This is a genomic window from Amycolatopsis coloradensis, assembly GCF_001953865.1.
GTDB lineage: Bacteria > Actinomycetota > Actinomycetes > Mycobacteriales > Pseudonocardiaceae > Amycolatopsis > Amycolatopsis coloradensis.
In genome coordinates this window covers 210,461-233,043 of the sequence record NZ_MQUQ01000008.1, presented here as the reverse complement: position 1 = coordinate 233,043, position 22,583 = coordinate 210,461, and the positions used below count along the sequence as shown (strand labels likewise).

At 69.9% G+C, this 22,583-nt stretch carries 10 protein-coding genes and 4 tRNA genes; 8 read left to right on the top strand and 6 right to left on the bottom strand.

Features of this window, described 5'->3' with window-relative positions; translation table 11 throughout:
• The first annotated feature begins 10 nt into the window (after positions 1-10).
• The 6 genes from BS329_RS16980 (at position 11) to BS329_RS16955 (ending at position 18,464) form a co-directional block, all read left to right on the top strand.
• Complete coding sequence (locus BS329_RS16980; RefSeq protein ID WP_076161826.1) at positions 11-1,417, top strand: wax ester/triacylglycerol synthase domain-containing protein; 1,407 nt, start codon at positions 11-13, stop codon at positions 1,415-1,417.
• A gap of 40 nt (positions 1,418-1,457) precedes the next feature.
• Positions 1,458-3,062, top strand: coding sequence for a PfaD family polyunsaturated fatty acid/polyketide biosynthesis protein (locus tag BS329_RS16975; protein ID WP_076161824.1), 1,605 nt, complete (start codon positions 1,458-1,460; stop codon positions 3,060-3,062).
• Between the two features lie 40 nt (positions 3,063-3,102).
• A complete protein-coding gene (locus BS329_RS16970) occupies positions 3,103-9,189 on the top strand; it encodes a type I polyketide synthase (RefSeq protein WP_076161900.1) in 6,087 nt (2,028 codons plus the stop codon).
• A gap of 30 nt (positions 9,190-9,219) precedes the next feature.
• Entirely contained in the window at positions 9,220-16,740 is a 7,521-nt protein-coding gene (locus BS329_RS16965; RefSeq protein WP_076161822.1) for a beta-ketoacyl synthase N-terminal-like domain-containing protein, read from the top strand.
• Between the two features lie 74 nt (positions 16,741-16,814).
• Positions 16,815-17,423, top strand: a complete 609-nt coding sequence (locus tag BS329_RS16960) for a DUF6230 family protein (protein WP_076161820.1) — start codon at positions 16,815-16,817, stop codon at positions 17,421-17,423.
• 42 nt (positions 17,424-17,465) lie between these two features.
• On the top strand, positions 17,466-18,464 hold the full coding sequence (locus tag BS329_RS16955) for a DUF6114 domain-containing protein (protein ID WP_076161818.1): 999 nt from the start codon (positions 17,466-17,468) through the stop codon (positions 18,462-18,464).
• Positions 18,465-18,663: 199 nt separating this feature from the next.
• Here the strand turns inward: BS329_RS16955 and BS329_RS43400 are convergent, their stop codons facing one another.
• Positions 18,664-19,101: an SRPBCC family protein gene (locus tag BS329_RS43400; protein ID WP_076161816.1), complete on the bottom strand. Its 438-nt coding sequence runs from the start codon at positions 19,099-19,101 to the stop codon at positions 18,664-18,666.
• 153 nt (positions 19,102-19,254) lie between these two features.
• Between BS329_RS43400 and BS329_RS16945 the strand changes: the two genes are divergently transcribed.
• Complete coding sequence (locus tag BS329_RS16945) at positions 19,255-20,403, top strand: Rieske (2Fe-2S) protein (protein ID WP_158075800.1); 1,149 nt, start codon at positions 19,255-19,257, stop codon at positions 20,401-20,403.
• A 161-nt stretch (positions 20,404-20,564) separates the two neighbouring features.
• Here the strand turns inward: BS329_RS16945 and BS329_RS42620 are convergent, their stop codons facing one another.
• The 5 genes from BS329_RS42620 to BS329_RS16915 all read right to left on the bottom strand — a co-directional run bounded on the left by BS329_RS42620 (position 20,565) and on the right by BS329_RS16915 (position 21,883).
• Positions 20,565-20,744 (bottom strand): hypothetical protein, encoded by a 180-nt coding sequence (locus BS329_RS42620; protein WP_143253077.1) that lies wholly within the window; start codon positions 20,742-20,744, stop codon positions 20,565-20,567.
• A 333-nt stretch (positions 20,745-21,077) separates the two neighbouring features.
• Positions 21,078-21,152: transfer RNA gene (locus BS329_RS16930), tRNA-Val, on the bottom strand.
• 1 nt (position 21,153) lies between these two features.
• Positions 21,154-21,224 (bottom strand) — tRNA-Cys (locus BS329_RS16925).
• Between the two features lie 25 nt (positions 21,225-21,249).
• Positions 21,250-21,322 (bottom strand) — tRNA-Gly (locus BS329_RS16920).
• 135 nt (positions 21,323-21,457) lie between these two features.
• Positions 21,458-21,883, bottom strand: a complete 426-nt coding sequence (locus BS329_RS16915) for an SsgA family sporulation/cell division regulator (RefSeq protein ID WP_033293569.1) — start codon at positions 21,881-21,883, stop codon at positions 21,458-21,460.
• 400 nt (positions 21,884-22,283) lie between these two features.
• Between BS329_RS16915 and BS329_RS16910 the strand changes: the two genes are divergently transcribed.
• Positions 22,284-22,355: transfer RNA gene (locus tag BS329_RS16910), tRNA-Val, on the top strand.
• Positions 22,356-22,583 lie beyond the last annotated feature (228 nt).

Sequence of the window (22,583 nt, the reverse complement as noted above, 5' to 3'; positions counted from 1 at the left end):
AGGAGCAGTCATGTCCAACGGACGACACGATGGTTTCGTCGGCAGTGACGCGTGGGGCGCGGCACGGCGGATGAACGGACTCGACACGGTGATGTGGCGTGCGGAGGTCGATCCTCTGCTGCGTTCCACGGTCATGGCCGTGTACACGTTGGACCGGGTGCCACCGTGGGCGGACGTCGTCGCCGAGCACGAACGGATCGTCGGGCTCGTCCCGCGGCTGGCTCAGCGAGTCAGCGAGACCCGGCTCGGCGTGGGAAACCCGGGCTGGCGACACGATACGAAGCTGGATCTCGATTACCACGTGCGCCGGGTGCGCCTGCCCGAACCCGCCGACCACGGCGCACTCCTGATGCTGGCGCAGACGATGGCCTGCACGCCGTTCGATCGGCGCCGTCCGCTGTGGGAGGCCGTGCTCGCCGAAGGGCTCAACGGGGATCAAGCGGGTTACGTGCTGAAGCTGCACCACAGCAGCATGGACGGCGCCGCGTTGATGTGCCTGGACGCGTTGATGCACCCACCGTACGGAAGCGACCGTCCGCAGCCCGGGCTGTCCCTGGTGAGGAAAGAGGACGACGAAACGGAACGCCGGGCCCGACCGGCCGGTTCGATCGGCGCCCTGGCTGCCGTGGGTGGGAAGCTGCTCGGCCACGCGACCGGCGCGTTGCGGCACCCGTCGCGTGCTGTGCGCGAGGGCAGCAGACTGGCGGAGTCTCTCGTGCACGTGTTTTCCCGGCCCGCGGTGGCGCCGTCCCCGTTGCTCCGGGGAAGGGCTGGTAGTTGGCGGTTCGTCACCGTCGACGCCCCGCTGTCGAGCGTGCGGTCCGCCGCCAAGGCGGCGGGTGTGTCCCTCAACGACGCGGTGGTGTCGGCCGTCCTCGGTGGACTCCGGCGCTATCACGAACACTTCGGCGTGCCGCTGTCCACAGTGGCCGCCGCGATACCGATCGCGGGCGGCCGCCCAGGGCAGATCCGCGGCGGCAACGGGTTTTCCGTTGCGCGGATGGCGATGCCGATGGGCGAGGCAGACCCGGTCCGGCGCATGCGGATGGTGCGGGAACTGATCACCGGAGTGCGTTCAGAGCGTGCGGGCAAGGCCCCGGCGCTGCTGGCTCATTCGATGGGTGTGCTGCCGTCGTTCGTCATCGCCCCCGTGCTCAAACACACCACCCAGGCCCACGACGTGCAGATCAGCACCCTGCGAGGTGCCGAGGCGCCACTGAGCTTGGCCGGGGCGCGCATCCTGCGGCTCTACCCCTTCGGCCCGCTGCCCGCCATCGCGCTGTCGGTCACCATGCACACCTACGACGGAAATTGCTGCTTCGGCGTCAATTTCGACGCCGCCGCGGTCCGTGATCCCGATGTGCTGGTTCGTTGTCTCCAGGACGGAATCGACGAAACCACCACCACCGGCTCCTGACCCGTTCCCGCGCCCCTTTCTCCCGGAAAGCAGGTCGATTGTGCACGCCCACGCTCCGAGCACTTCCGCGCGACAGGACAACCCGGCGGGCGAAGCCCCCGCCTTCGACCCGGTGGGCATCGCCGACTGTGTACGACGGCCCCGCACGGCCCTGCACGTGGTCGACGGCGGCCCTGACCGAGGACACGGCGTGCTCGTCGGCGACCACACCCCGGCGGGCCTGCCGGTGGTGGGCACGTTGCCGCCGCTGTATCCGGAATGGCTGGGCGACCGTTCCTTCTGCACCGACCATGGGGTGCGGTTCCCTTATGTAGCCGGGGAAATGGCCAACGGCATCGCCACGGTGCGGATGGTGACCGCCCTCGCCGAGGCCGATCTGCTCGCCGTGTTCGGTGCCGGCGGGCTCGGTCTGGGCTCGATCGAGCGTGCGGTGGGCGAACTGGGCACCGCACTGGGTGGGCGGGCCAACTGGGGCGTCAACCTGATCCACGCGCCGGGCGAACCGCTGCTGGAGGAGCGCACCGCCGACCTGCTGATCGGGCGGGGCGTGCCGTTGATTTCCGCGTCGGCCTATCTGACGCTGACCCCCGCTGTCGTTCGTTGTGCCGTGGCGGGCTTGCACCGTGATCACACCGGCCGGATCGTGCGAGCGCGGCGGATCCTGGTCAAGCTCTCCCGCCCGGAAGTCGCCAGGCAGTTCCTGTCTCCCGCGCCGAGGGAAGTGCTGCGCGAGCTGATCGGACGCGGCCAGATCACGCAGGAGGAGGCGGAGCTCGCCGCGAGCGTGCCACTGGCCGACGATGTCACGGCCGAGGCGGACAGCGGGGGGCACACGGACAACCGGCCGCTGACGGCGCTGCTGCCGGCCGTGCTCGGCCTGCGCGACGAGCTCACCCGGCAGCACGGCTATCGCCGGGCCATCCGGGTGGGAGCCGCGGGTGGGCTCGGCACCCCGGCCGCGGTCGCCGCGGCCTTCGCCGCGGGCGCCGCCTACGTGGTGACCGGATCGGTCAACCAGGCCTCCGTCGAGGCGGGCTTGTCGGATCAAGCCAAGGCGTTGCTGGCCGAGGCCGATCTCGCCGACGTGGTGATGGCTCCCGCGGCCGACATGTTCGAGATGGGCGTGAAGCTACAAGTCCTGCGCCGGGGAACGATGTTCGCCTCGCGTGCGGGCAAGCTTTACGACGCCTATCGCGACTACCCCTCGCTCGAGGCACTGCCCGCGGAGTTGCGTGCCAAGTTCGAACGCGACGTCTTCCGGCTGCCGGTGGACGAAGTCTGGCGGCAGACCCGGCGGTTCTGGCAAGACCGAGATCCCGCCCAGCTCTCCCGGGCCGAAAACGATCCGCGGCACCGGATGGCCCTGGTCTTCCGCTGGTATCTGGGCCAGTCCAGCCGGTGGGCGATCAGCGGTGAACCGAGCCGGACCGCCGACTACCAGATCTGGTGCGGCCCCGCGATGGGTGCCTTCAACCGGTGGGTCGCGGGCAGCTTCCTCGCCGCGCCGCGCAATCGGACGGTCGCGCAGATCGCCCTCAACCTGCTCGAAGGCGCCACCGTGCTCACCCGCGCACACCAACTGCGCACCTTCGGCGTGCCGGTTCCGCCGGAAGCGTCGGTGTTCGTGCCCCAACCGCTCTCCTGACCGCCACGAGAGCCAACGGACCACAGTGAAGGAGAAGGCCATGACCGAGTTCTCCCGGGAGCGGCAGGTGCCCGTCGCGATCGTCGGCGTCGGCGCCCTGCTGCCCGGAGCGACCGACACCGGCCGGTTCTGGCGGGTGGTGGTGTCCGGCCGCGACACCATCACCGACGTACCGCCCAGTCGCTGGCTGACCGAAGACTTCTACGACCCCGACCCGTCCCTGCCCGACAAGACCTACGCGCGGCGCGGCGCGTTCTTGCCCAAGGTCCCCTTCGACCCGGTGGCCTACGGTGTCCCGCCCACCAACCTGGCCGCCACCGACAGCGCACAGCTACTCGCCCTCATGGTGGCCGAGCAGACCCTCGGCGACCTCGCGGGAACGCTGGACGCCGAGGCGCGGGAACGGGTCAGCGTGGTGCTGGGAGCGTCCGTCCTGCCGCTGTACGGCCAGATGGCCCACCGGCTCGAACGTCCGGTGTGGCTCAAGGCCCTGCGCGAAGAGGGAATCGAGGAGCCGAGGGCGCAAGCGATCTGTGACACGCTGTCGCGGCACTACGTGCCCTGGCAGGAGGCGACCTTCCCAGGTGTCCTGACGAACGTGGTCGCCGGGCGGATCGCGAACCGGTTCGACCTGCACGGCATGAACTACACCACCGACGCGGCGTGCGCGAGTTCGCTGTCGGCGGTCTCCGCCGGGGTTGCGGACCTCGCCCTGGGGCGGTCGGATCTGGTGCTCGCCGGCGGGGCCGACACCCAGAACGGCGTCGAGATGTTCATGTGCTTCAGCAAGACGCCGGCGCTGTCGCCCACCGGTGACTGCCGCCCCTTCTCGGCCGACGCCGACGGCACGATGCTGGGCGAAGGCGTGGTGATGCTCGCCCTGAAGCGGTTGAGCGACGCGGAGCGGGACGGGGACAACATCTACGCGGTGATCCGCGGGATCGGCTCGTCGTCGGACGGGCGCAGCACCGCGGTCTACGCACCGTTGCCCGAAGGACAGGCACGTGCCCTGCGCCGCGCCTACGAGGAGGCCGGGTACGGACCGGAGACCGTGGAGCTGGTCGAAGCCCATGGCACCGGTACGAAGGCAGGAGACCGCGCCGAGTTCACCGCCCTGCGCTCGGTGTTCGACGACTCCGGCCGGCCGGACCGGCAGTGGTGCGCCTTGGGCTCGGTGAAGTCGCAGCTGGGCCACACCAAGTGCACCGCGGGCGCGACCGGTCTGCTCAAAGCCGCGCTGGCCCTGCACCACAAGGTGCTGCCGCCGACGATCAAGGTAGACCGGCCCAACCCCGCGCTCGAACTGCCCGCCAGTCCGTTCTACCTCAACACCCGCGCGCGGCCCTGGATCAGCGCGGACGACAAGCCCCGTCGCGCCTCGGTTTCGAGTTTCGGCTTCGGCGGCAGCAACTTCCACGTGGCTCTCGAGGAGTACGTGCCCCCGCCTGGCACAGCCACCCGGCGGCCCCGGAACCACTCCGCCGCCGCCACCGAACTCCTGCTGCTCGGGGCAGGCACGGCGGAGGCGCTGATCGCCCGGACCCGGGAACTGGCGGCGGCCGCGCGCGAGAGCGGCGAGGAACTCGCCACGTTGGCCCGGCGTACCCAATGCGAGTTCTCGGCGGCGGACGAGGCCCGGCTCGCGGTGATCGCCGCCGACCCGGGCGATCTGGCGACCAGGCTCGACCAGGCCGCCGAGTCGATCGCGCGAAATCCGGCCGAACCGATCTCGCTGCCGACCGGTACGTACTACCGCCTCGGCGAGGCGACGCAAGGCCGCGTCGGTTTCCTGTTCCCCGGCCAAGGTTCCCAGTACGTCGACATGGGTGCGGACGTTGCGGTGCACGTCCTGGCGGCCCGCGCCGCGTGGGACCGAGCCGCCGCCACCGACCTGGACGGACCGCCGGTGCACCGCGTCGTGTTCCCCCCGCCCGCCTTCGGCGAGGAGGAGAGCGCCGAGCAGACCCGGCTGCTGAACGCCACCGAGTGGGCGCAGCCCGCCCTGGCCGCGCACAGCGTCGCCCTGCTCGCGGTGCTGCGGGAGCTCGGGCTCACCGCCGACTGCGCGGCGGGCCACAGCTTCGGCGAACTGATCGCCTTGCACCACGCGGGTGCCTTCGACGCGGAGACGCTCTTGCGGCTGGGACGGCGGCGTGGCCTGCTCATGCGGGAGGCGGCGCAGCACACCCCCGGCGCCATGCTCGCCGTCGCCGCGACGGCCGAAGACGTCCAGCGCGCGATCGACGAACTGGGTGATCCGGGCGTCCTGGTGATCGCCAACCACAACGCTCCCCAGCAGGTCACTGTCTCGGGCGACCGCGCTTCCGTCGAGAAACTCGCGCGAATGCTGGGCGAGCGCAAGGTGACCAGCCAGGAATTGGCCACTTCCGGGGCTTTTCACAGCCCGCTGGTGGCCGATGCGGTGCCGAAGCTGACCGCGTTCCTCGACGACCTGGACGTCTCCGCACCCCGGATTCCGGTCTACGGGAAGGCCGGGGGAGCGATCTACCCCGCGCAACCCGGCGCGGTCCGCCGCGGCATCGCCGAACACGTGGTGTCGCCGGTGCACTTCACCGACACCGTGGAGGCGATGTACGCCGACGGCGTGCGCACGTTCGTGGAGGTCGGCGCGGGCGCCACGCTCACCCGCCTGGTCGGCCGGATCCTGGACGGCCGACCGCACTCGGCCGTGGCGCTCGATCGCCCGCGCCGCAACGGACTCACCTGCCTGCAGGACGGACTCGCCCGGCTGGCCGTCGACGGCGTCGACCTCACGTTCGAGGCTCTCTGGGAACCATACGGTCCCGCACACCAGGAAACCCCCGATTCGGAGGCGCGGCCCAGCCGCCCCGCGATGGCGGTACCGATCGACGGCGGCAACCACGGGCGGCGCTATCCGCCGCCGGGCGGGCATCGGGAACTGCCGCCGCCCAACTCGTCCCGGCCGCCCGGTCCTTCCGTCACCTCGTCCACCACCCCGGTGCCCGCCGCGCCGCAAGCCGCCGATCCCGAGCAGAACGGAAACCGCCTCGTGCCGACGACCACCCCGCCGAATGAACCGAATGACCTCCCGCCCGCGTTGAAGCCCCTGCCCGACCTGGCGGGCCTTCTCGATGACGACTGGCTCACGGTGCTCCAAACCACCCAGCAGCAGACCGCCGACGCCCACGCGGCCTACCAGAAGATGGTGACCGACGCCCACCTCGCGTTCCTGCGCCTCTCCGAGACCTCCCTCAACGGTCTGCTGGGACAACGGGAAGGGGCGAGCGGCGAGTACGCCACCACGCCGGTCAACGGCCATGGCGACAGCGGCGCGGGTCTGCGGTGGTCGACGACGCGGCAGGCCGTTACCGCTGAACCCACGGCGCCCGCTGAAACTCACGAGCACACCCAGCCGGTCGCCGAGCCTCCGGCGCGGCCCGCGGCGCCCGAACCGGTTCCCGCTCCGCGGGTGCCGATGCGTGAACCGATGCGCGAACCGGCCCCGGCCCTCGAGCCCGCCGCCGCGGCGGCGGGGCACCGGAACGCCGCGACGGCCGTCATCGAAGCCCCTGTTTCCGAGCCCGGCTCCGAGCCGGGTGTGGATTTGACGGATTCGTTGTTGTCGGTGGTGTCGGAGTTGACGGGTTATCCGGTGGAGATTTTGGGTTTGGATATGGAGTTGGAGGGTGATCTGGGGGTTGATTCGATCAAGCGGGTGCAGATTTTGGCGGCTTTGCGTGAGCGGGTGGGGGGTTTGCCGGAGCAGGATGTCGCGGGGCTGGCGGAATTGCGGACGTTACGCGAAGTCGTCGAAAGCGCCGGTGGTCGTGTCACCGCTTCGCCGCGGGAATCCGAAACCCGCGCGGCCGAGCCCGTCTCGGTCGACGAACCCACGCCCAGGCCCGAACCGGAGCCACCACCGGTGTGGCGCCGGGTGGTGCGGGCCGTACCGGCGCCGCCCCGAGGGATGGCTATTCCCGGCCTGGGCGATCACCCGGTGGTGGTGACCCAGGACGGGACGGGGGTGGCCGAGGCCGTGGCCGACCTGCTCGCCGGACGGGGGATCCAGGCCGAGGTCGCCGACTCGGTGCCACCGGGGGCCCGCGCGGTGCTCTTCCTCGGCGGCCTGCGGCCCGCTCCGACCCGCGCCGAGGGGATGGCGGTGCTCCGCGAAGGGTTCGAGGCCGCTCAGGCACTGGCGCCGGTCCGTTCCGCGGACGGTGGCCTTTTCGTCACCGTGCAGGACACCGGGGGTGACTTCGGGCTCGGCGGCCGCCACGAGGGCCGTGCCTGGCTCGGGGGCCTCGCCGGACTGGCCAGGACCGCCGCGCTGGAGTGGCCGGGCGCCGCGGTCAAGGTTATCGACTGCGAACGCGGCGACCGGTCCGCCGGGGCGGTGGCCGAAGCGGTGGTGGCCGAACTGGTCGCCGGTGGTCCCGCCAGGGACGTCGGGTTGCGGGCGGACGGGACCCGGCTGGTGCCGCGGGCCGAGCCCGCCGCACTCCCGCCCTCCAGCGGAGGGCCGCGCATCGGTCCCGGTTCGGTCGTCGTGGTCAGCGGCGGCGCGCGGGGGGTCACCGCCGCCGCCGTGCGCGCGCTCGCCCGCGAGCACCGGCCCCGGTTCGTCCTGCTCGGCCGCACCCCGCTGACCGAAGAACCCGCCGGGTGGGCAGGCCTGACCGACGAGGCCGGGCTGACCAGGGCGATCGCGGCTGAGGGCACGTCCACCCCGGCGGAGATCACCGCCCTGGCGCGGCAGGTGCTGGCCACTCGCGAGATCCGGGCGACCCTCGACGCGCTGGCCGGGTACGGGAGCGAGGCCGAATACCTGCCGATCGACGTCCGTGACGGGACCGCGCTCACCGACGCGCTGACCCGGATCCGGCGGGAATGGGGCCTGATCACCGGTCTCGTCCACGGGGCGGGTGTGCTCGCCGACCACCGCATCGAGGACAAGACCGCCGAACAGTGGGACCGGGTCGTCGGCGTCAAGGTCGACGGTCTCGGCGAACTGCTCGAGGCAACCGCGGACGATCCACTGGAGATGATCGTCGTGTTCTCGTCGGTGGCCGGGGTCTTCGGCAACGCCGGCCAGGCCGATTACTCGGCGGCCAACGCGGTGCTCGACCTGGTGGCCTCCGAGCAGCGGGTCCGGCGGCCGGAGTGCCTCGTCCGGGCACTGGCCTGGGGACCGTGGCGGGGCGGGATGGTGTCGGCCGGACTCGCCGAGCACTTCGATCGGGCGGGGGTGTCCCTGCTCGACCCCGGCAGCGCGGCCGACGCGTTCGTCGCGGAGCTCTCGGACGCCCCCGGCGGCGACACCCGTGTGGTGCTCACCGCGGGCGAAGACGGTCCGGGTGACCGGCTCAACGCCGCTTCGATCCGGGTCGACGCGGCCAGCCACCCGTATCTGCTCGATCACCAGCCCGCGGACGTGCCGGTCCTGCCGATGGCCTCGGCTCTGGACTGGCTCGCGGGCGCGGCCCGTGACTGGCGGCCGCGACCGGGCACGCTGGTCCTGCGCGACGTCCGCGTCCTGCGCACAGCCGACTTGTCCAGGTTGGAGAACGACGGTCACCGGTTCGTGGTCGAAGGACGGCAGGCGGAATCCGGCGGAAAGGCCGTGGCGCTCGAACTCCGCGATGGCGACCGGGCCACCACGTTCTACCGGGCCACGCTGGTGCCGGACCGGCCGCCCTGTGCGGAGTGGACGGTGCCCGCCGAGCTGGTTCCCCCGGTGATCGACGTGTTCTACGGCGGTCCCCGACACTTCCACGGTCCGGCCTTCCAGGTCCTGCTGTCGACGGAAAGCCTGTCCCGGGAAGGCGCCTTGGGCGTGGTGGAAGGCCTGTCGGCACGCGGATGGCCCGGTAGCGGCTGGACCACCGATGTGGCGGCCGTGGACGGTGCGTTCCAGTTGGCCGTGCTGTGGGCGGAGTTCGTGCTGGACGCCGGTGCGCTGCCGATGGGCGTCGGTGAGTTCCGGCTGCACCGCGACGGCCTGCTGCCCGGCGAAGGCCGGTGTGTGGTCCGGGCCGGATCCGTGCGGGACACCAGGGTCACCTGTGACGTGGCCCTGCTCGATCCCGACGGGGAACCGCGGTTCGAGCTGCTCGCCGTGGAACTCGTCCGACGCCCGGACTGACCCGCCGATCCCGACCGAACAGGACCCGTCATGCCCGCTGAACCGATCGCCGTCGTCGGCCGGGGGTGTGTCCTCCCGGACGCGCTCACCCCGGCCTCCCTCTGGACCAACATCCGTGTCGGGCTGTCGAGCCTGGACACGGTCCCGCCCGGACGCTGGGCCCTGCCGCCGGAAGAGGAACCGGCGCGGGGAACGGGAGGATTCGTCACCGGGTTCGAAGCGGTGTTCGACAACGGCGGATTCCGGGTACCGCCGACGGACATCGAGCCGCTGGACCCGGTTTTCCGCTGGCTGTTGCACGCCGGACGGGAGGCGCTGCGCGAAAGCGGGGCGGGCGAGTCCTTTTTGGACCGGGCGGCCCTGGTCGTCGGCAACCTTTCCTATCCGACCCCCGAGGCGGTGCGCTGGGCAGCGGACGTCTGGAAGATCCCGATCGGGTCCGCCCACCCCGCCCGGCCCGACCCCCGGAACAGGTTCTTCTCCGGACTTCCCGCGCAGTTCGCCGCCAAGGCGCTCGGTCTCGGCCTCGGTGGCTTCGCGCTCGACGCCGCCTGCGCTTCGTCGCTGTACGCGATCAAACTGGCCTGTGACCGGCTGCGGCGAGGAGAGGCCGATCTGATGCTCGCCGGCGGCGTCAACCACGCCGACAGCATGTTCGTCCACCACGGTTTCCGGGCACTGTCCGCACTCAGCCCGACCGGCCGCAGCCGCCCCTTCCACCGCGACGCCGACGGGCTGGTGCCTGCCGAGGGAGCGGGGACCGTCGCACTGACGCGCCTGGCGGACGCCCGCTCGGCGGGGATGCCGGTGCTGGGCGTGATCCGGGGGATCGGCCTGTCCAACGACGGCGCCGAGGGCGGCTTGCTCGGGCCCGCGAGGAGCGGTCAGGAGCGGGCGATGGAACAGGCGTACGAGGACGCGGGGGTCGCGCCGGACACGGTGTCGCTGGTGGAGTGCCACGCGACAGGCACGCCGGTCGGGGACGCGGTGGAGGCGCGCGCGATGGCACAGGTCTTCCGTGACCGGTCCGATCTTCCCATCGGCTCGGTCAAGTCGAACCTGGGCCACACCCTGACAACCGCGGGGATCGCCGGGCTGCTCAAAATCCTCGGGGCGTTCGAGGCGGGCACGCGGCCCCCCACCCTGCACGCCGACCGGCACATCGACGCCCTGGACGGCACGGTGCTGCGGCTCCTGCACGAGGCCGAGGAATGGCCCTCGCCCCGGCGGGCGGCCGTCAGCGGGTTCGGGTTCGGCGGTGCCAACGCGCATCTGGTCGTCGACGAAGGAGACGTGGCCGGTGATGCCGGGTGGGCACCCCTGCCCACGGCCACGGGTTTCCGGCGGGACGACGAGGCCAGCCGGGTGGAGATCGCTGTAGTGGGGCTGGCCGTGCGGGTGGGTGACCGCCCGGACACCGAGGCGTTCCGCCGGGCGGTGATCGAGGGCGAACCGGCGGACGGCCCGTGCGCCGCCGTCGCGGTCGACCTGCCGGGCCTGCGGTTCCCCCCGGCGGATCTGGAGCACGCCCTCGGACAGCAGGTGCTGATGCTGGAGACGGCCCGGGAAGCAGTGGTGGGGCAGGACCTGCCGGAGGAACGGACCGCTGTGGTGGTCGGCCTGAGCGGTGACCTGGAAACGGCAAGGCACAGCGTGCGCTGGCGGATGAGCGAGCGGCGGCAGGGCCCGGCCGAGGGGATCGGCGCCCCCGGTGTGGCAGGTGGAACGCTCACCAAGGCGCAGACGACCGGCGCGATGCCCAACCTGATCGCCAGCCGGCTCAACGTCCAGCTCGACCTGCGCGGCCCCGGTTACACCGTCTCCGCCGAGGAAGCCTCCGGGCTGGTGGCCCTCGACCTGGCCGCGGCCGCACTGCGGAACGGCGAGGTGGACGCGGCCGTCGTCGGGGCGGCGGACCTCGCCCACGAGCCCGGTCACCGTGCCGCGGACGTCAGACTGGGCCGCCCGGACCGGCCCGGTGACGCGGCGGTCGTCGTGGTGCTCAAGCGACTGGCCGACGCCCGTCGTGACGGGTCCGTGGTGCTCGCCGTGCTGGGAAACGACGGCGACCGCCCGGACCTTGTGGTGGGCGACTTGCCCGAACCCGGCGCGCCCCATTTCGATCCGGTGGAGCTGTTCGGCAGGGCGCACGCGGCCACTGGACTGCTGGCTCTGGCGGCCGCCGTCACCGCCTTGCGTCACCGGGTGATCCCCGGCCGCGGCCGCCGGGGGCTTCCGCGCCCGGACCTGCGGACCGCGCGGATCACCGTCGCCCCGCTGGGCGCGCCGCCCCGGACGGTCACGGTGCGAGCGGGCTCACCCGGTGCGTGGTCGGCCCTGGCCGCGCCCCGGTTGCTGGTGTTCTCCGGCCGGGACCGCGCCGACGTGTCGGCGGCGGCCCGGGCCGGGATCGAATCGGACAGCGGACCGGCCCGGCTTGCCGTGGTGGTCCACGACGACACCCGCGAAGCCGTCCTCCGACGCGCTTGCGACTGGCTCGACAACGGCGGTCTGCGGCCCCCGGCGACCGCTTATCGCGACGCGCCTTTGGGGGGCGAAGTCGGTTTCGTCTACACCAACGGTTCCGCGGCCTATGACGGTATGGGCCGGGAGCTGGCCTTGGCGCTGCCCGGCGAGGTGGACCGGATCTTCCGGCGGAAGGGGGTCTTCCCGGTCAGCGAGTCCGCGCCCGGACCGACACGCGCCATCGACCAGATCGTCACGGTCTCCCGGCTGGCGCTGCTGCACACCGAAGTCAGCACCGGGCTGCTGGGACTCACGCCGGACGTAGTGCTCGGCTACTCGTCCGGCGAATCCACCGCGCTGATCGCCCAGGGAGTGTGGCCGGACGCCGCCCGCGTGCACCGGGACGTGCTGGCGGCCGACCTGTTCACCCGCGAGGTTTCGGGTGAATTCCGCGGTGTGCGGCGGTTCTGGGCCCGTCATGGCATCACGGGGACGCGTTGGGTCAACCACCTCGTGCACGCCCCCGCCGGAGCGGTCCGGGCGGCACTGACCGGTGAACGGGCTGTGCACCTGATGGCCGTGAACGCGCCCGACGTCTGCGTCGTGGGCGGTGAAGAAGACGCTTGCGAGGCATGGCTGTCGCGCTTCGGCGCGAGAGTGGCCGTGCGCATCGGTTACGACCTCGCCGCTCACGCCCCGGAAGTGGCCGAGGTGGCGCAGCAGTGGTGGGACTTCCACCACCGCCCGGCCGGACCGGTGTCCGGCGTGCGGTTCTACAACGGTGTCACCACCGAGCCGTACACGCCGACTACCGAGCACGCGGCCAAGGCGATGATGGATCAGGCCACCCAGCTGGTGGACTTCGCCGGAACCGTGGAGCGGGCGTACGCGGACGGCGTCCGGGTCTTCGTCGAACACGGCCCGCGCGGACTGTGCACCGGGTGGATCCGGCGCACCCTCGGTGAACTCGATCACCTGGCGGTCGCGCTCGACGCCCCGAACGGCTCCGCCCTGCGGCAGCTGTGCTCCGCGGTGGCGGAACTGGCCGCGGCCGGTGTCTCCGTCGAGCACGATGCGCTCTTCTCCGCCCTCGCGGACGCGGCACCGGTGGCCCGGAGTGCGGGGCCCGCCGTGACGTTGCCCGCGCACCCTCCGCCGGTCCACCCGCCTCGAAACCCTGAGCCCATGGTCCTGAGCCGCGCCCCCCAGCTGCCCCCGGTCCCCGTCCCGGCGCCGGAAGCACTTCCGCGCACCACACCGGCGCGGCCGGCGGAAGTGCCGGTTCCGGCACGGGGGCGTGCCCTGGTCGCCGCCGCGCACCGCAACCGGGTGAGCGTCGGCCACCGGCACTTCCTGGAGCAGCTGGGCGCGGCGCACACGGCGTTCCTGCTGACCCGGCAGCGCATCCAGACACTGATCACTTCACCGCCGTCCGCGGCCTTGCCTGCCCGATCCGTGCCCGCGCCGACGGCCCCCGAGCCCCGCTCCCAGCCGCACTTCGGGCGGGACGAGCTGGAGTACCTGGCCACCGGCCGGGTTTCGGAGCTGTTCGGGCCACGGTTCGCGGCGCAGGACGGCAAACGGAGACAGACCAGGCTGCCCGCGCCGCCCATGCTGCTGGTGGACCGGGTCACCGCGATCGACGCCCAGCAGGCGGTGCTGGGCTGCGGCGTCATCCACACCGAGACCGACGTCACCCTCGGCAGCTGGTATCTCGACCCGGCCGGCCGGATGCCTGCCGGTGTACTGGTCGAAGCCGGGCAGGCGGACCTGCTGCTGATCAGCTGGATGGGTGTCGACCTCGAGGTCGGGGAGGACCGGGTCTACCGGTTGCTCGGCTGCGAACTGACCTACCACGGCGAACCACCTCGACCGGGTGAGACGCTGCGTTACGAAATCCACGTCGACGGGCACGCCGAACACAACGGCGTCCGTCTCATGTTCTTCCACTACGACTGCCATGTCGGCGACGAGCTCCGGCTGACCGTGCGCGGAGGGCAAGCAGGCTTCTTCACCGACCGCGAACTCGCGGCCAGCGCCGGGGTGCGATGGGATCCCGTCGCACAACCGCCGGAGGACGCGCCGGTGGAGCCTCCGGTGATCACCGGAGCGCCGGCCTCCTTCGACACGGACGCCGTCCGGGCGTTCGCCACCGGCCGTCCGGCGGCGTGCTTCGGCCCCGGCTGGCGCGCCACCCGCAGCCACGTGCGAACCCCGCGCGTCGTCGACGACGGCTTGCTGCTCCTGGACGAAGTCACGGAATTCGCTCCCGGGGGAGGCCCGTGGGGGCGGGGCTACCTGCGTGCCCGGACGGCGATCACCGGGGACGAGTGGTTCTTCGCGGGGCACTTCCACAACGACCCCTGCATGCCCGGCACCCTCATGCTGGAGGGCGGTATCCAGGCGATGGCGTTCTACCTCACCGCTCTCGGCCATACCGTGGATCGGGACGGCTGGCGGTTCGAGCCGGTGACGGGACAGCCGAGCCCGATGCTGTGCCGAGGACAAGCGACGCCGGAGTCGCATCTGCTCACCTACGAGGTGTTCGTCGTCTCGGTGGTGTCCGGCCCCGAGCCCACCCTGATCGCCGATCTGCTGTGTACCGTCGACGGTGTCCCGGCCTTCCATGCCGCCCGGGTCGGGCTCCGGCTGGTCCCCGACTGGCCGTTGGAGCATTGGCGCCACCTGGGGCCGCACCGCGAGCAAATCACCGGTGACCCGCTACCACTGTCGGCTCTCGGTGGCCTGACCGGACAGGACGACACCCGTCCGGTGGCGCTGGTCGACGGCGTCCGCGCCGATCTCGGCTCGATGCTGGCCTCCGCCTGGGGCCGTCCCTCGGCGGCCTTCGGGCCGCAGTTCGCCGCGTTCGACGGGGTCTGCCGCTGCCCGCGCCTGCCCGGCCCGCCGTACCACTTCATCAGCAGGGTGATCTCGATCGACGGGACCTTCGGCTCGGCGCGCCCGGGCGCCCGGATGACCGCGGAGTACGACGTGCCCGCCGAGGCGTGGTACTTCGAGCAGAACAGCACGCCGACGATGCCCTTCGCCGCGTTGATGGAGGTCGCCCTGCAACCCTGCGGCTGGCTGGCGACCTACACCGGCGGCACCGGGCACAGCGCCGACGACCTGCTGTTCCGCAACCTCGACGGGGAAGGCACCGTGCTCGGCGAAGTCGGGCCCGGCCCGCGGGTGCTGCGCACGGAGGTGGAACTGCTCTCGGTGGCCGAGCACAACGGGATCATCATCGAGCAGTTCGCGGTCGAATGCACCGTCGACGGCGTTCCCCTGTTCACCCTTCGGACCACGTTCGGCTTCTTCCCCCCGGCGGCCTTCGTCGACCAGGTCGGGCTGCCGCCCTCGGCGGAGGAACGCGCCCGGCTGGCCGCTCCCGGTGGTGACGTGCTGGACCTCCGGGCGGCGGAAAAGACGGACCGCGCCGCTCTCGATCCGCCAGGGCGGATGCTGCGGATGCTGGACCGGATCACCGGGTACTGGCCGGACGGTGGCGCGGCGGGACTCGGGCGGCTTCGCGGGGAAAAGGACGTCGATCCCGGCGAGTGGTACTTCCGGGCGCACTTCTTCCAGGACCCGGTGCAGCCCGGGTCGCTGGGCGTGGAAGCCGTCTGCCAGCTGTTGCAGCACTACCTGGTGGTGTCCGGGCGAACCGCTCATCTGCCCGGCGCTCGCTTCGAACCGGTCATGACCGGCAGCCCGCTCAGCTGGAAGTACCGCGGCCAGGTGGTCCCGGTGGACGGCCTCGTCACCATCGAACTCGAAATCACCGAGGCCGGTGACGACGAGCGTGGCGTGCACGCGATCGGATCGGCGTGGCTGTGGGTCGACGGCCGCCGTATCTACCACCTGCCGCGGATCGGGATGCGGGCCGTGGCCGCCGTGGAAGACGCCGTGCCCGAGAAGGTCCTCGACCCGGCCATCGACCACTGGCTCGGTGACCACCGCCCCTGGGGGACGGTCCCGGTGCTGCCGATGATGTCGATGGTCGACTTGCTCGCCGAGGTCACGGCGGAACAGACGGGCCTGCCGGTGAGTCTGCTACGTGACGTCCGGCTGAGCCGGTGGTTGACCTTCGACGGGCCGGTGCGGATGCGGGTCGAAACGGCGCCGGGGAAACGACGGCGCGAGCAGGTGGTCACCCTGTCCGCCTGGCGGAACTCCGGCGTAGCGGAACTTTCCCGGTTCGAGACGGTGGCCACGGCGCTGGTCCGCGTGGGGGAACGTCCCTTCAGCCGTCCTCGGCAGTTCGATCCCCTGCCCGACGCCGTGGCCGAGGACCCCTATCTCTCGGACGGTCTTTTCCACGGCGAGGCTTTCCACTACCTCGTCGAATACGAGGTCGGCACAACCGGCGCGTCGGGTTCCCTTGACGCGGGCGCGGGCACGGTGCCGCCGGGCCTGCTGCACCAAGGGCTGCTCGACGGGGCACTGCACGTCATCCCGCACCACCGACTCCGGCGCTGGTCGCCCCTGATCGGCGAGGATCAGGTCTCGTTCCCTCACCGTGTCGACGAATTGCTGTTGTTCGAACCGCTGCCCCGATCCGGGACGGTCCGGGTCGAAGCGCGGTTCGCCGGATTCGCCGACGAGGACCACCGCTTGCCGAAGGCGGATCTGCAGCTCATCGTCGACGACCGCGTCGCTGTGTCCATGCGCCTGGTCCTGGTGATGGTGTCGATCGGGCGCCTGGGTGCGCTTTCTCCGCGACAGCGGCGGACCTTCATCCACGAGCGGCGCTTCTGCCCGGACGCAGGGCTGTCGGTCACGGAATCGGGAGTCACTTCGCTGACCGCCGCCGACGTCACCGAAGTCGAAGAACTTCCCGGTTTAGTGACCCGTCTCTACGCGCTGCCTGGGGGTTCACGTCCTTCGGAGCATCTGGCGGAAATCGCGGTCAAGGACCACGTCGGCCGTCGGACGCGGACGCACCCCTCCGCAGTGGTCGTCGCCGAGGACACGCGTAGCGCCTTTCCTCGCGACCGGCCCGGCCAGCGGCACTTCATCCGGGTCGATGCGCACGGCGACACCGTCACGGTGCGCACGCGGGATCGCCGGAGCCGCGGGTGAAGCGTGCCGGAACTCCAGAACCGACCGGTCTCCCGCACGACCAATTCAAACCACCAAGAAGGCAGGAGAAGAACATGAAGCGCTCGGAAGCAAGGGGAAGAACGCGATGGGTACGGTTCGCCGGAGTGCTCGGGGGAGCGTTCGCCATGGCGGCACTCCTGATCACCGGACTGTCGCAGGGCGCCCTGGCGGCGTCGTTCACTGTGTCCGGCGGCGCGTTCCAGGTCAGCGCGGACAAGCTGGTGGGTGAAGGGTTCGTCCAGTACGGCGACGTCGACCGGGGCGCCACCGATGCCCATGTGGTGGCCATCGGCGCCTTCCGGAAGGCGACCCTCGACAACTTCTGCCAGTCGGTGTTCCTGCCGAAGATCCCGTTGGTCGGTGACACCACCCTGGTGCTCACCTCCGGTGGACCCGGCGGGATGGCCGCCACCGACATCATCATCGGCATCGCCTCGCTCACCGGTGACCTCACGCTGACCAACACCCAGATCGGCATCGACGCCTCCCAGCTCTCCAAAGGCCCGGAAGCCGCCAAAGGCCGACCAGGGGCATTCGGACTGCAGGCCGACACCGCGACCATCGGCAGTCTCCGGCAGATCGCCTGGAGCACCAACGCACAAACCCTGCGGCTCAAGAACCTCTCACTGTCTTTGAGGAGCGGTAAGAATGAATGTTTCTGAGCCAGGCACGCCTCCGTTGCCGTATCGACGCGGGCACGCCTGATGACGGGCGGCGTGCCTGGCAGGCTCAAGAGGAGATGGCGGGCTTTCCGCGGCTGGCGGCGGCAGCGACCCTTCGCGGCCGGTCTGTTCCTGATACTGGCTTGTGTCGCGATCGGACTTCCGCCGTTCGCCTCTTTCCGCCTGGGTGACTTCGTGCTCTCGATCAGGACCATCGGCGGGATGTCGGGGTTGCTGATCGCCGCCCTGCTCCTGATCTGCACGGGATCGCTGTGGAGCAGGCCACAGTACCGGGTGGCCGCCGGGGTTACGGCGATCCTCGTGTCCCTGGTCGCTTTGGTCAGCACTAACCTCGGTGGCTTCCTGGTGGGCACCGTACTGGGGCTCGTGGGCGGGGCACTGGCGCTTTCGTGGGCACCTCCGGCCCGCCCGGCCACGACTGACGAGCCGGACCATGAACAGGACGGCGGAACGGGCCCGCCACCACCACGGTTTCGGGCCGCGGGCACGGCGCTGGTCGTCCTCAGCACGTTCACCGCGGTTTCGGCGGCTCCTGCTCCGGCCGAACCAGGGGAGCGAGCCGTTCGGGCTTCGGCCGCCGCTGTCACGCACGGGCCGCCTTCCGGCCGGGTGTGGGTGCTGAAGGCTTCTGTGCTGCGGCTGGCGGGACTGAGCTATCTGGGCGTGGGGACGACCGAAGTGGGCGGCGCGACGGTCGAGGTACTCAGGTTCACCGCCAACCGTGTCGAGATCACCAGCCTCGAACAGTCCAGCGAACTGGTGGACGGCCGCATCAGCACCATCAGCGCACCACCCGGAAGCGTCTCGGTCGCCACCGGCAAGCCAGTCGAACTGTTCACCCTGCGAATCACCGGCACCCTCAGCTTACTGGGGCTCATCGGGATCCCGGTCGACTTCACCCCGGCTCATCCTCCGCCGCTGGTGCTGCCCTATATCACGCTGACCAACGTGACCGTCGTCAACACCGACCTCAAGCATGCCCGGCTGAGCGTTCCCCACGCGAAGCTCACCATCACCTGAACACGTCTGAATCCGAAGATGAGGAGCCGTGGCTCAGTTTTTCAGGAAAACAGTGTCAGGGGCAGTGGGACGGCGATGATATCGGCGCCGGAGATACCGATCCTGGCTCAGTCCCGGGTGGCAGCTTCCGGCTCAATTCGCCTGGCCGCCGCTGCGGATTCGAAGTGCGTAGCCGTGATCGAAATCCTTCACGCAGTCCTCATTGCTTCCGGGCCAAAGCGTCCAGGTTTTCCAGCGAGATCCGGATGTTCCTGCGGTTGTACCGAGGCGCCCCGATGAGTTCGAACAGTCGTGGGCTACGAGTCGTACGGTAATCGAAAACTTCTTCAACGTCGGTGCAGCACGCCGCCACCTCGTGTAGCTGCCATCGCCAGATATGGCCACCCCAATTCCGCCAGGCGATCAGGGCGTTCTCGGTGTACTCGACAACCTCGTTGTTGATCCAGTACGGAATCCCAAACCACATTCTCGTACGGAAGACGGCACCTTGGTACAACCGATCCGGGGCGTCGATATCCTGTTCTCGAACACTGTGGTTTCCAGCGATGACAGGGTGCTTTCGAGGGTCTGCGAGCAGAGCGAAAACCTGCGCACGTGACGCAGCGATGGTCCTGGTCCCGGAAACGATTCTTCTCATCTGTGACCACCTCGACAAGTCCACGCCGGCTAGGCAGGCCAATGAATCAAGCGTGAATGCATGGTATCCGGGTCCTGGGCTGTTGGGAATGCGAAGACCGCAACTGTCGGTCGATGTGTCAGCGGCATGTGCTGGACTGAGTACGACACTTCGATGACGGATCTTCCGGATAGGCAGGTTCCTGACATGTGGGTCGCCGTGGCTGTGACGGATCAACTGGGCACGCGTCCGATCAGGGCACATTATTGGGGTTCGCCCGTGGTGGTGTTCCGGACCGATGACGGTGGTGTCGCCGCGCTGGCGGATCGATGCGCGCATCGGGGCGTCCCGTTGTCGGAAGGCACGGTGCGAGACGGCACGATCCGGTGCGACTTCCACCATTTCAGGTTCGATGCGACGGGCAGCTGTGTCGAGGTGCCCAGTGAGTTCGAGGTCGATGAGAATTTCCGACAACGATGCACCGTTCGCCGGTACTTCGCTCGTGAATCGGTCGGGCTGATCTGGGTGTCGGCCGAGGACGAACCCGAGGCGCCTTTTCCGGTGGACCACCGGCTACTGCCGGAGCGCTATGTACTGCAAACCGGACATTTCGAGGTCGCGGGCGACCTCCGCGTGTGGATGGACCATTTCCTCGACATACCACACTGTGTATGGGCACACGCGGAAACCGTTTACGGAGGATCGCAGAACGCTCCTGCCGACCTGCTCGACCACAAGATCGACATCGATACCGACAGCACCTACCCGGTGCGACCCGCGGTCGCGATGAAGTTCGGCGTTCCCGACCGGGATCCTGTCGCCTCCTACGACCTGCTCACTTTGGCGTATACCACCGCGATTCGACTGGCACGCAGATTGCACCTGCCGGTCAAGCACGCTCGGCCCTTCACCCAGGGTCTCGAGGTGCACTTGGTCACCCCGCTCTGTCAGGAAACCCACGGCCGGATCGGCAGGATGAGCCTCCCCTTCATCGGCTGGAGTGGTCTTGCGCCGATCGACGAGAACAGGCACCAGTTCTTCTATAGCGGGATCGTGCCGTGGAATGGGGAAGGGCGGCTGCGCCGAGCTCTCTTCCGTACCGCTGTGAAGCATTTCGCAGAACGGCACCTCGGTCACGAGGACAATAGGTTCCTGGCCGCGGCGGCCTACGTCGAAGGCGAGGAATTTCATGACACTCCCATGGACACCACCGTGCGCGCCATGAGGTCCTTGTTCGCCGACTATCAAAAACGCAAGGCCCATCTCTACTCCTCGGACTCGTTGCTGCCACAACTGGACTACCACGACGAGAAGACGTCCTGAGCGTCGACGGCTTCACCGCGGCGGATGTGTTCCTGCTCGCGTTGGGGCAACTGCCGACGTCAGCAGTGTGCCGGTTCAGCCCATAGGCCTGCCTGGAGATCCCCAGCACCCAGCACGTCACGGCGTCCGGCGCCCTGGTCGGGGCGCCGGACGCGGCCAGTTCACCGACGAGCGGGAAGACTGTTTTCCCGGCAGGTTCTCCTGCTCGAGCAGCGGTTGCGGTTACCGTCCTCGATATCGGAGTTCCCGAAGTCCCTCGCGACCTGCCGCAACGGGACCCGGCCCTGACGGGCGACCGCGACGACGTCGTCACGGAACTCACGAGGACAGGGCTTGGACACCGGGTGACATCCTTCCAAGCGAGCCGAAGCCTCACAGATCAGGTGTCAACCAAACCTGGGCAGTCCTGAAAGGCATCGCGAGGATTTACGACCAGGTGACTCAGCTGATCCGCCGTCGGATCCCGCAAGCACTCGAGATCCGGTGGATCGGGTCGCTGGTCGCCTCTACCCGAGTGAGCGGACGAAGCTGGGGGTGGTTCCCGCACCTGCACGCCACGTTCCGTGACGGGCAGATGGAGACCGCTCCGAGGGCCATCGCCATTTCATCGCCATTGAACGGCTGAAGCCCTGCCCCTCCGAGGAGGGGCAGGGCTTCAGTCCTGCGAACACAGATGGTGCGCGATACTGGGATTGAACCAGTGACCTCTTCCGTGTCAGGGAAGCGCTCTCCCGCTGAGCTAATCGCGCGAGGTGGAGACGGGATTCGAACCCGTGTACACGGCTTTGCAGGCCGTTGCCTCGCCTCTCGGCCACTCCACCGTGTCAGGCCCGAGAAGGCCTTCCGAGCGGATGACGGGATTCGAACCCGCGACCCTCACCTTGGCAAGGTGATGCGCTACCAGCTGCGCTACATCCGCACATCCTCGGTCCGGACGGGAGGTCAGAACCTCGCGGCTCTGTCCCTCACCCCGTCGCCGTGGTGTGTGTGAACACTATCCGACCCGAAAACGGCCCCGCAACCGGGGTGCCACTTGCTGTTCGCAAGCCCGTCATCAGGCCAGATCGTGGGGGATGAGGTGGGTCAGGGCGTCGTCGACGTCGACCCACAGGTGCTCGTTGCCGGGCAGCACGACGTCGTACGTCCGGTCGAGGAAGTCGGCCAGCTCCTGAGCGGACGCCTCGAACATGGCGTGCCCGGAGGGCGAGTTCAGTTCGATGAGGACGGACTCGGGGTCTTCGACGGAGGGGCGGATGCGTACGTCACCGTCGCCGGCGTCGGCAAGGAGGCCGTCGGCGAGGAGATCGCGGGCGTACACCCACTCGACCCAGCCGGCGCGGCCGGTGCGGAAGGCGGCGACGACCGCGTAAGGGTCGCGTGTGTCGTATCGCAGTTCCACCTTGACCGGAACCGCGGGCGTCCGCGGTGCCAGGAGGTCGAACACCGCCGTCGAGCGGAGCGTCACGTGATCGTTGCGCATCGTCCTACCCTTCGTCTCCTTCCCGGCCCGGTCGAACCGAGTGGCGATGATGTGACGTGTCGACCGGCCGATCGGAACGCGGTTTCGCCGCAGATCACCCGGACGGGGTCACCGGACCCCGGATCCATACTCCGTCACCCCATCATCACCCGCGCGACGCGCAGCCCTACATGCGCCCTGCAGGCAGTCCACAGGTACATACTGCGCGGTTTACTCGTCACGCGATAGCACCGTCGCACGAATGTCGAAACGCGTCGCAGGCGCCCCCTGGCCTCGACAACCCCGGCTAGCTCGTGGTTGTTCGCTCCGTATTTGCTGGTGAGCGGAGTGTGGTCAGGGCGAACCACCCGTTTGCAGGCGCTCTAAAGTCGTGAGGTAGTGTCTGCCGGACACCGCGAGCGGGCGATTAGCTCAGCGGGAGAGCGCTTCGTTCACACCGAAGAGGTCACTGGTTCGATCCCAGTATCGCCCACCGGATGAAGGCCCTGGACCACTCGGTCCGGGGCCTTGATTCATTCTCGGACAGTAGTGGCGGAGAGCCGTCCGGCGCTCTTCGATCCCCAGGTCGGGCGTGGGTTATATGGGGGCGGTACTTCTACCGTCGCGGGCAGGCCGGACGGTGCGGCTGAATTCGCCCGGTGCGCGGGGAGCCGCCGGCTCCGGCGACTCCGTAGGCGGTGGGTCCGGCCGGTGTGGACAT

Bases quoted from the DNA above. Each gene is read 5' to 3' on its own strand.
- BS329_RS16955 (WP_076161818.1), top strand. From the start codon at position 17,466: ATGACGGGCGGCGTGCCTGGCAGGCTCAAGAGGAGATGGCGGGCTTTC.
- BS329_RS16965 (WP_076161822.1), top strand. From the start codon at position 9,220: ATGCCCGCTGAACCGATCGCCGTCGTCGGCCGGGGGTGTGTCCTCCCG.
- BS329_RS16960 (WP_076161820.1), top strand. From the start codon at position 16,815: ATGAAGCGCTCGGAAGCAAGGGGAAGAACGCGATGGGTACGGTTCGCC.
- BS329_RS16945 (WP_158075800.1), top strand. From the start codon at position 19,255: ATGACGGATCTTCCGGATAGGCAGGTTCCTGACATGTGGGTCGCCGTG.
- BS329_RS16970 (WP_076161900.1), top strand. From the start codon at position 3,103: ATGACCGAGTTCTCCCGGGAGCGGCAGGTGCCCGTCGCGATCGTCGGC.
- BS329_RS16915 (WP_033293569.1), bottom strand. From the start codon at position 21,883: ATGCGCAACGATCACGTGACGCTCCGCTCGACGGCGGTGTTCGACCTC.
- BS329_RS16980 (WP_076161826.1), top strand. From the start codon at position 11: ATGTCCAACGGACGACACGATGGTTTCGTCGGCAGTGACGCGTGGGGC.
- BS329_RS43400 (WP_076161816.1), bottom strand. From the start codon at position 19,101: ATGAGAAGAATCGTTTCCGGGACCAGGACCATCGCTGCGTCACGTGCG.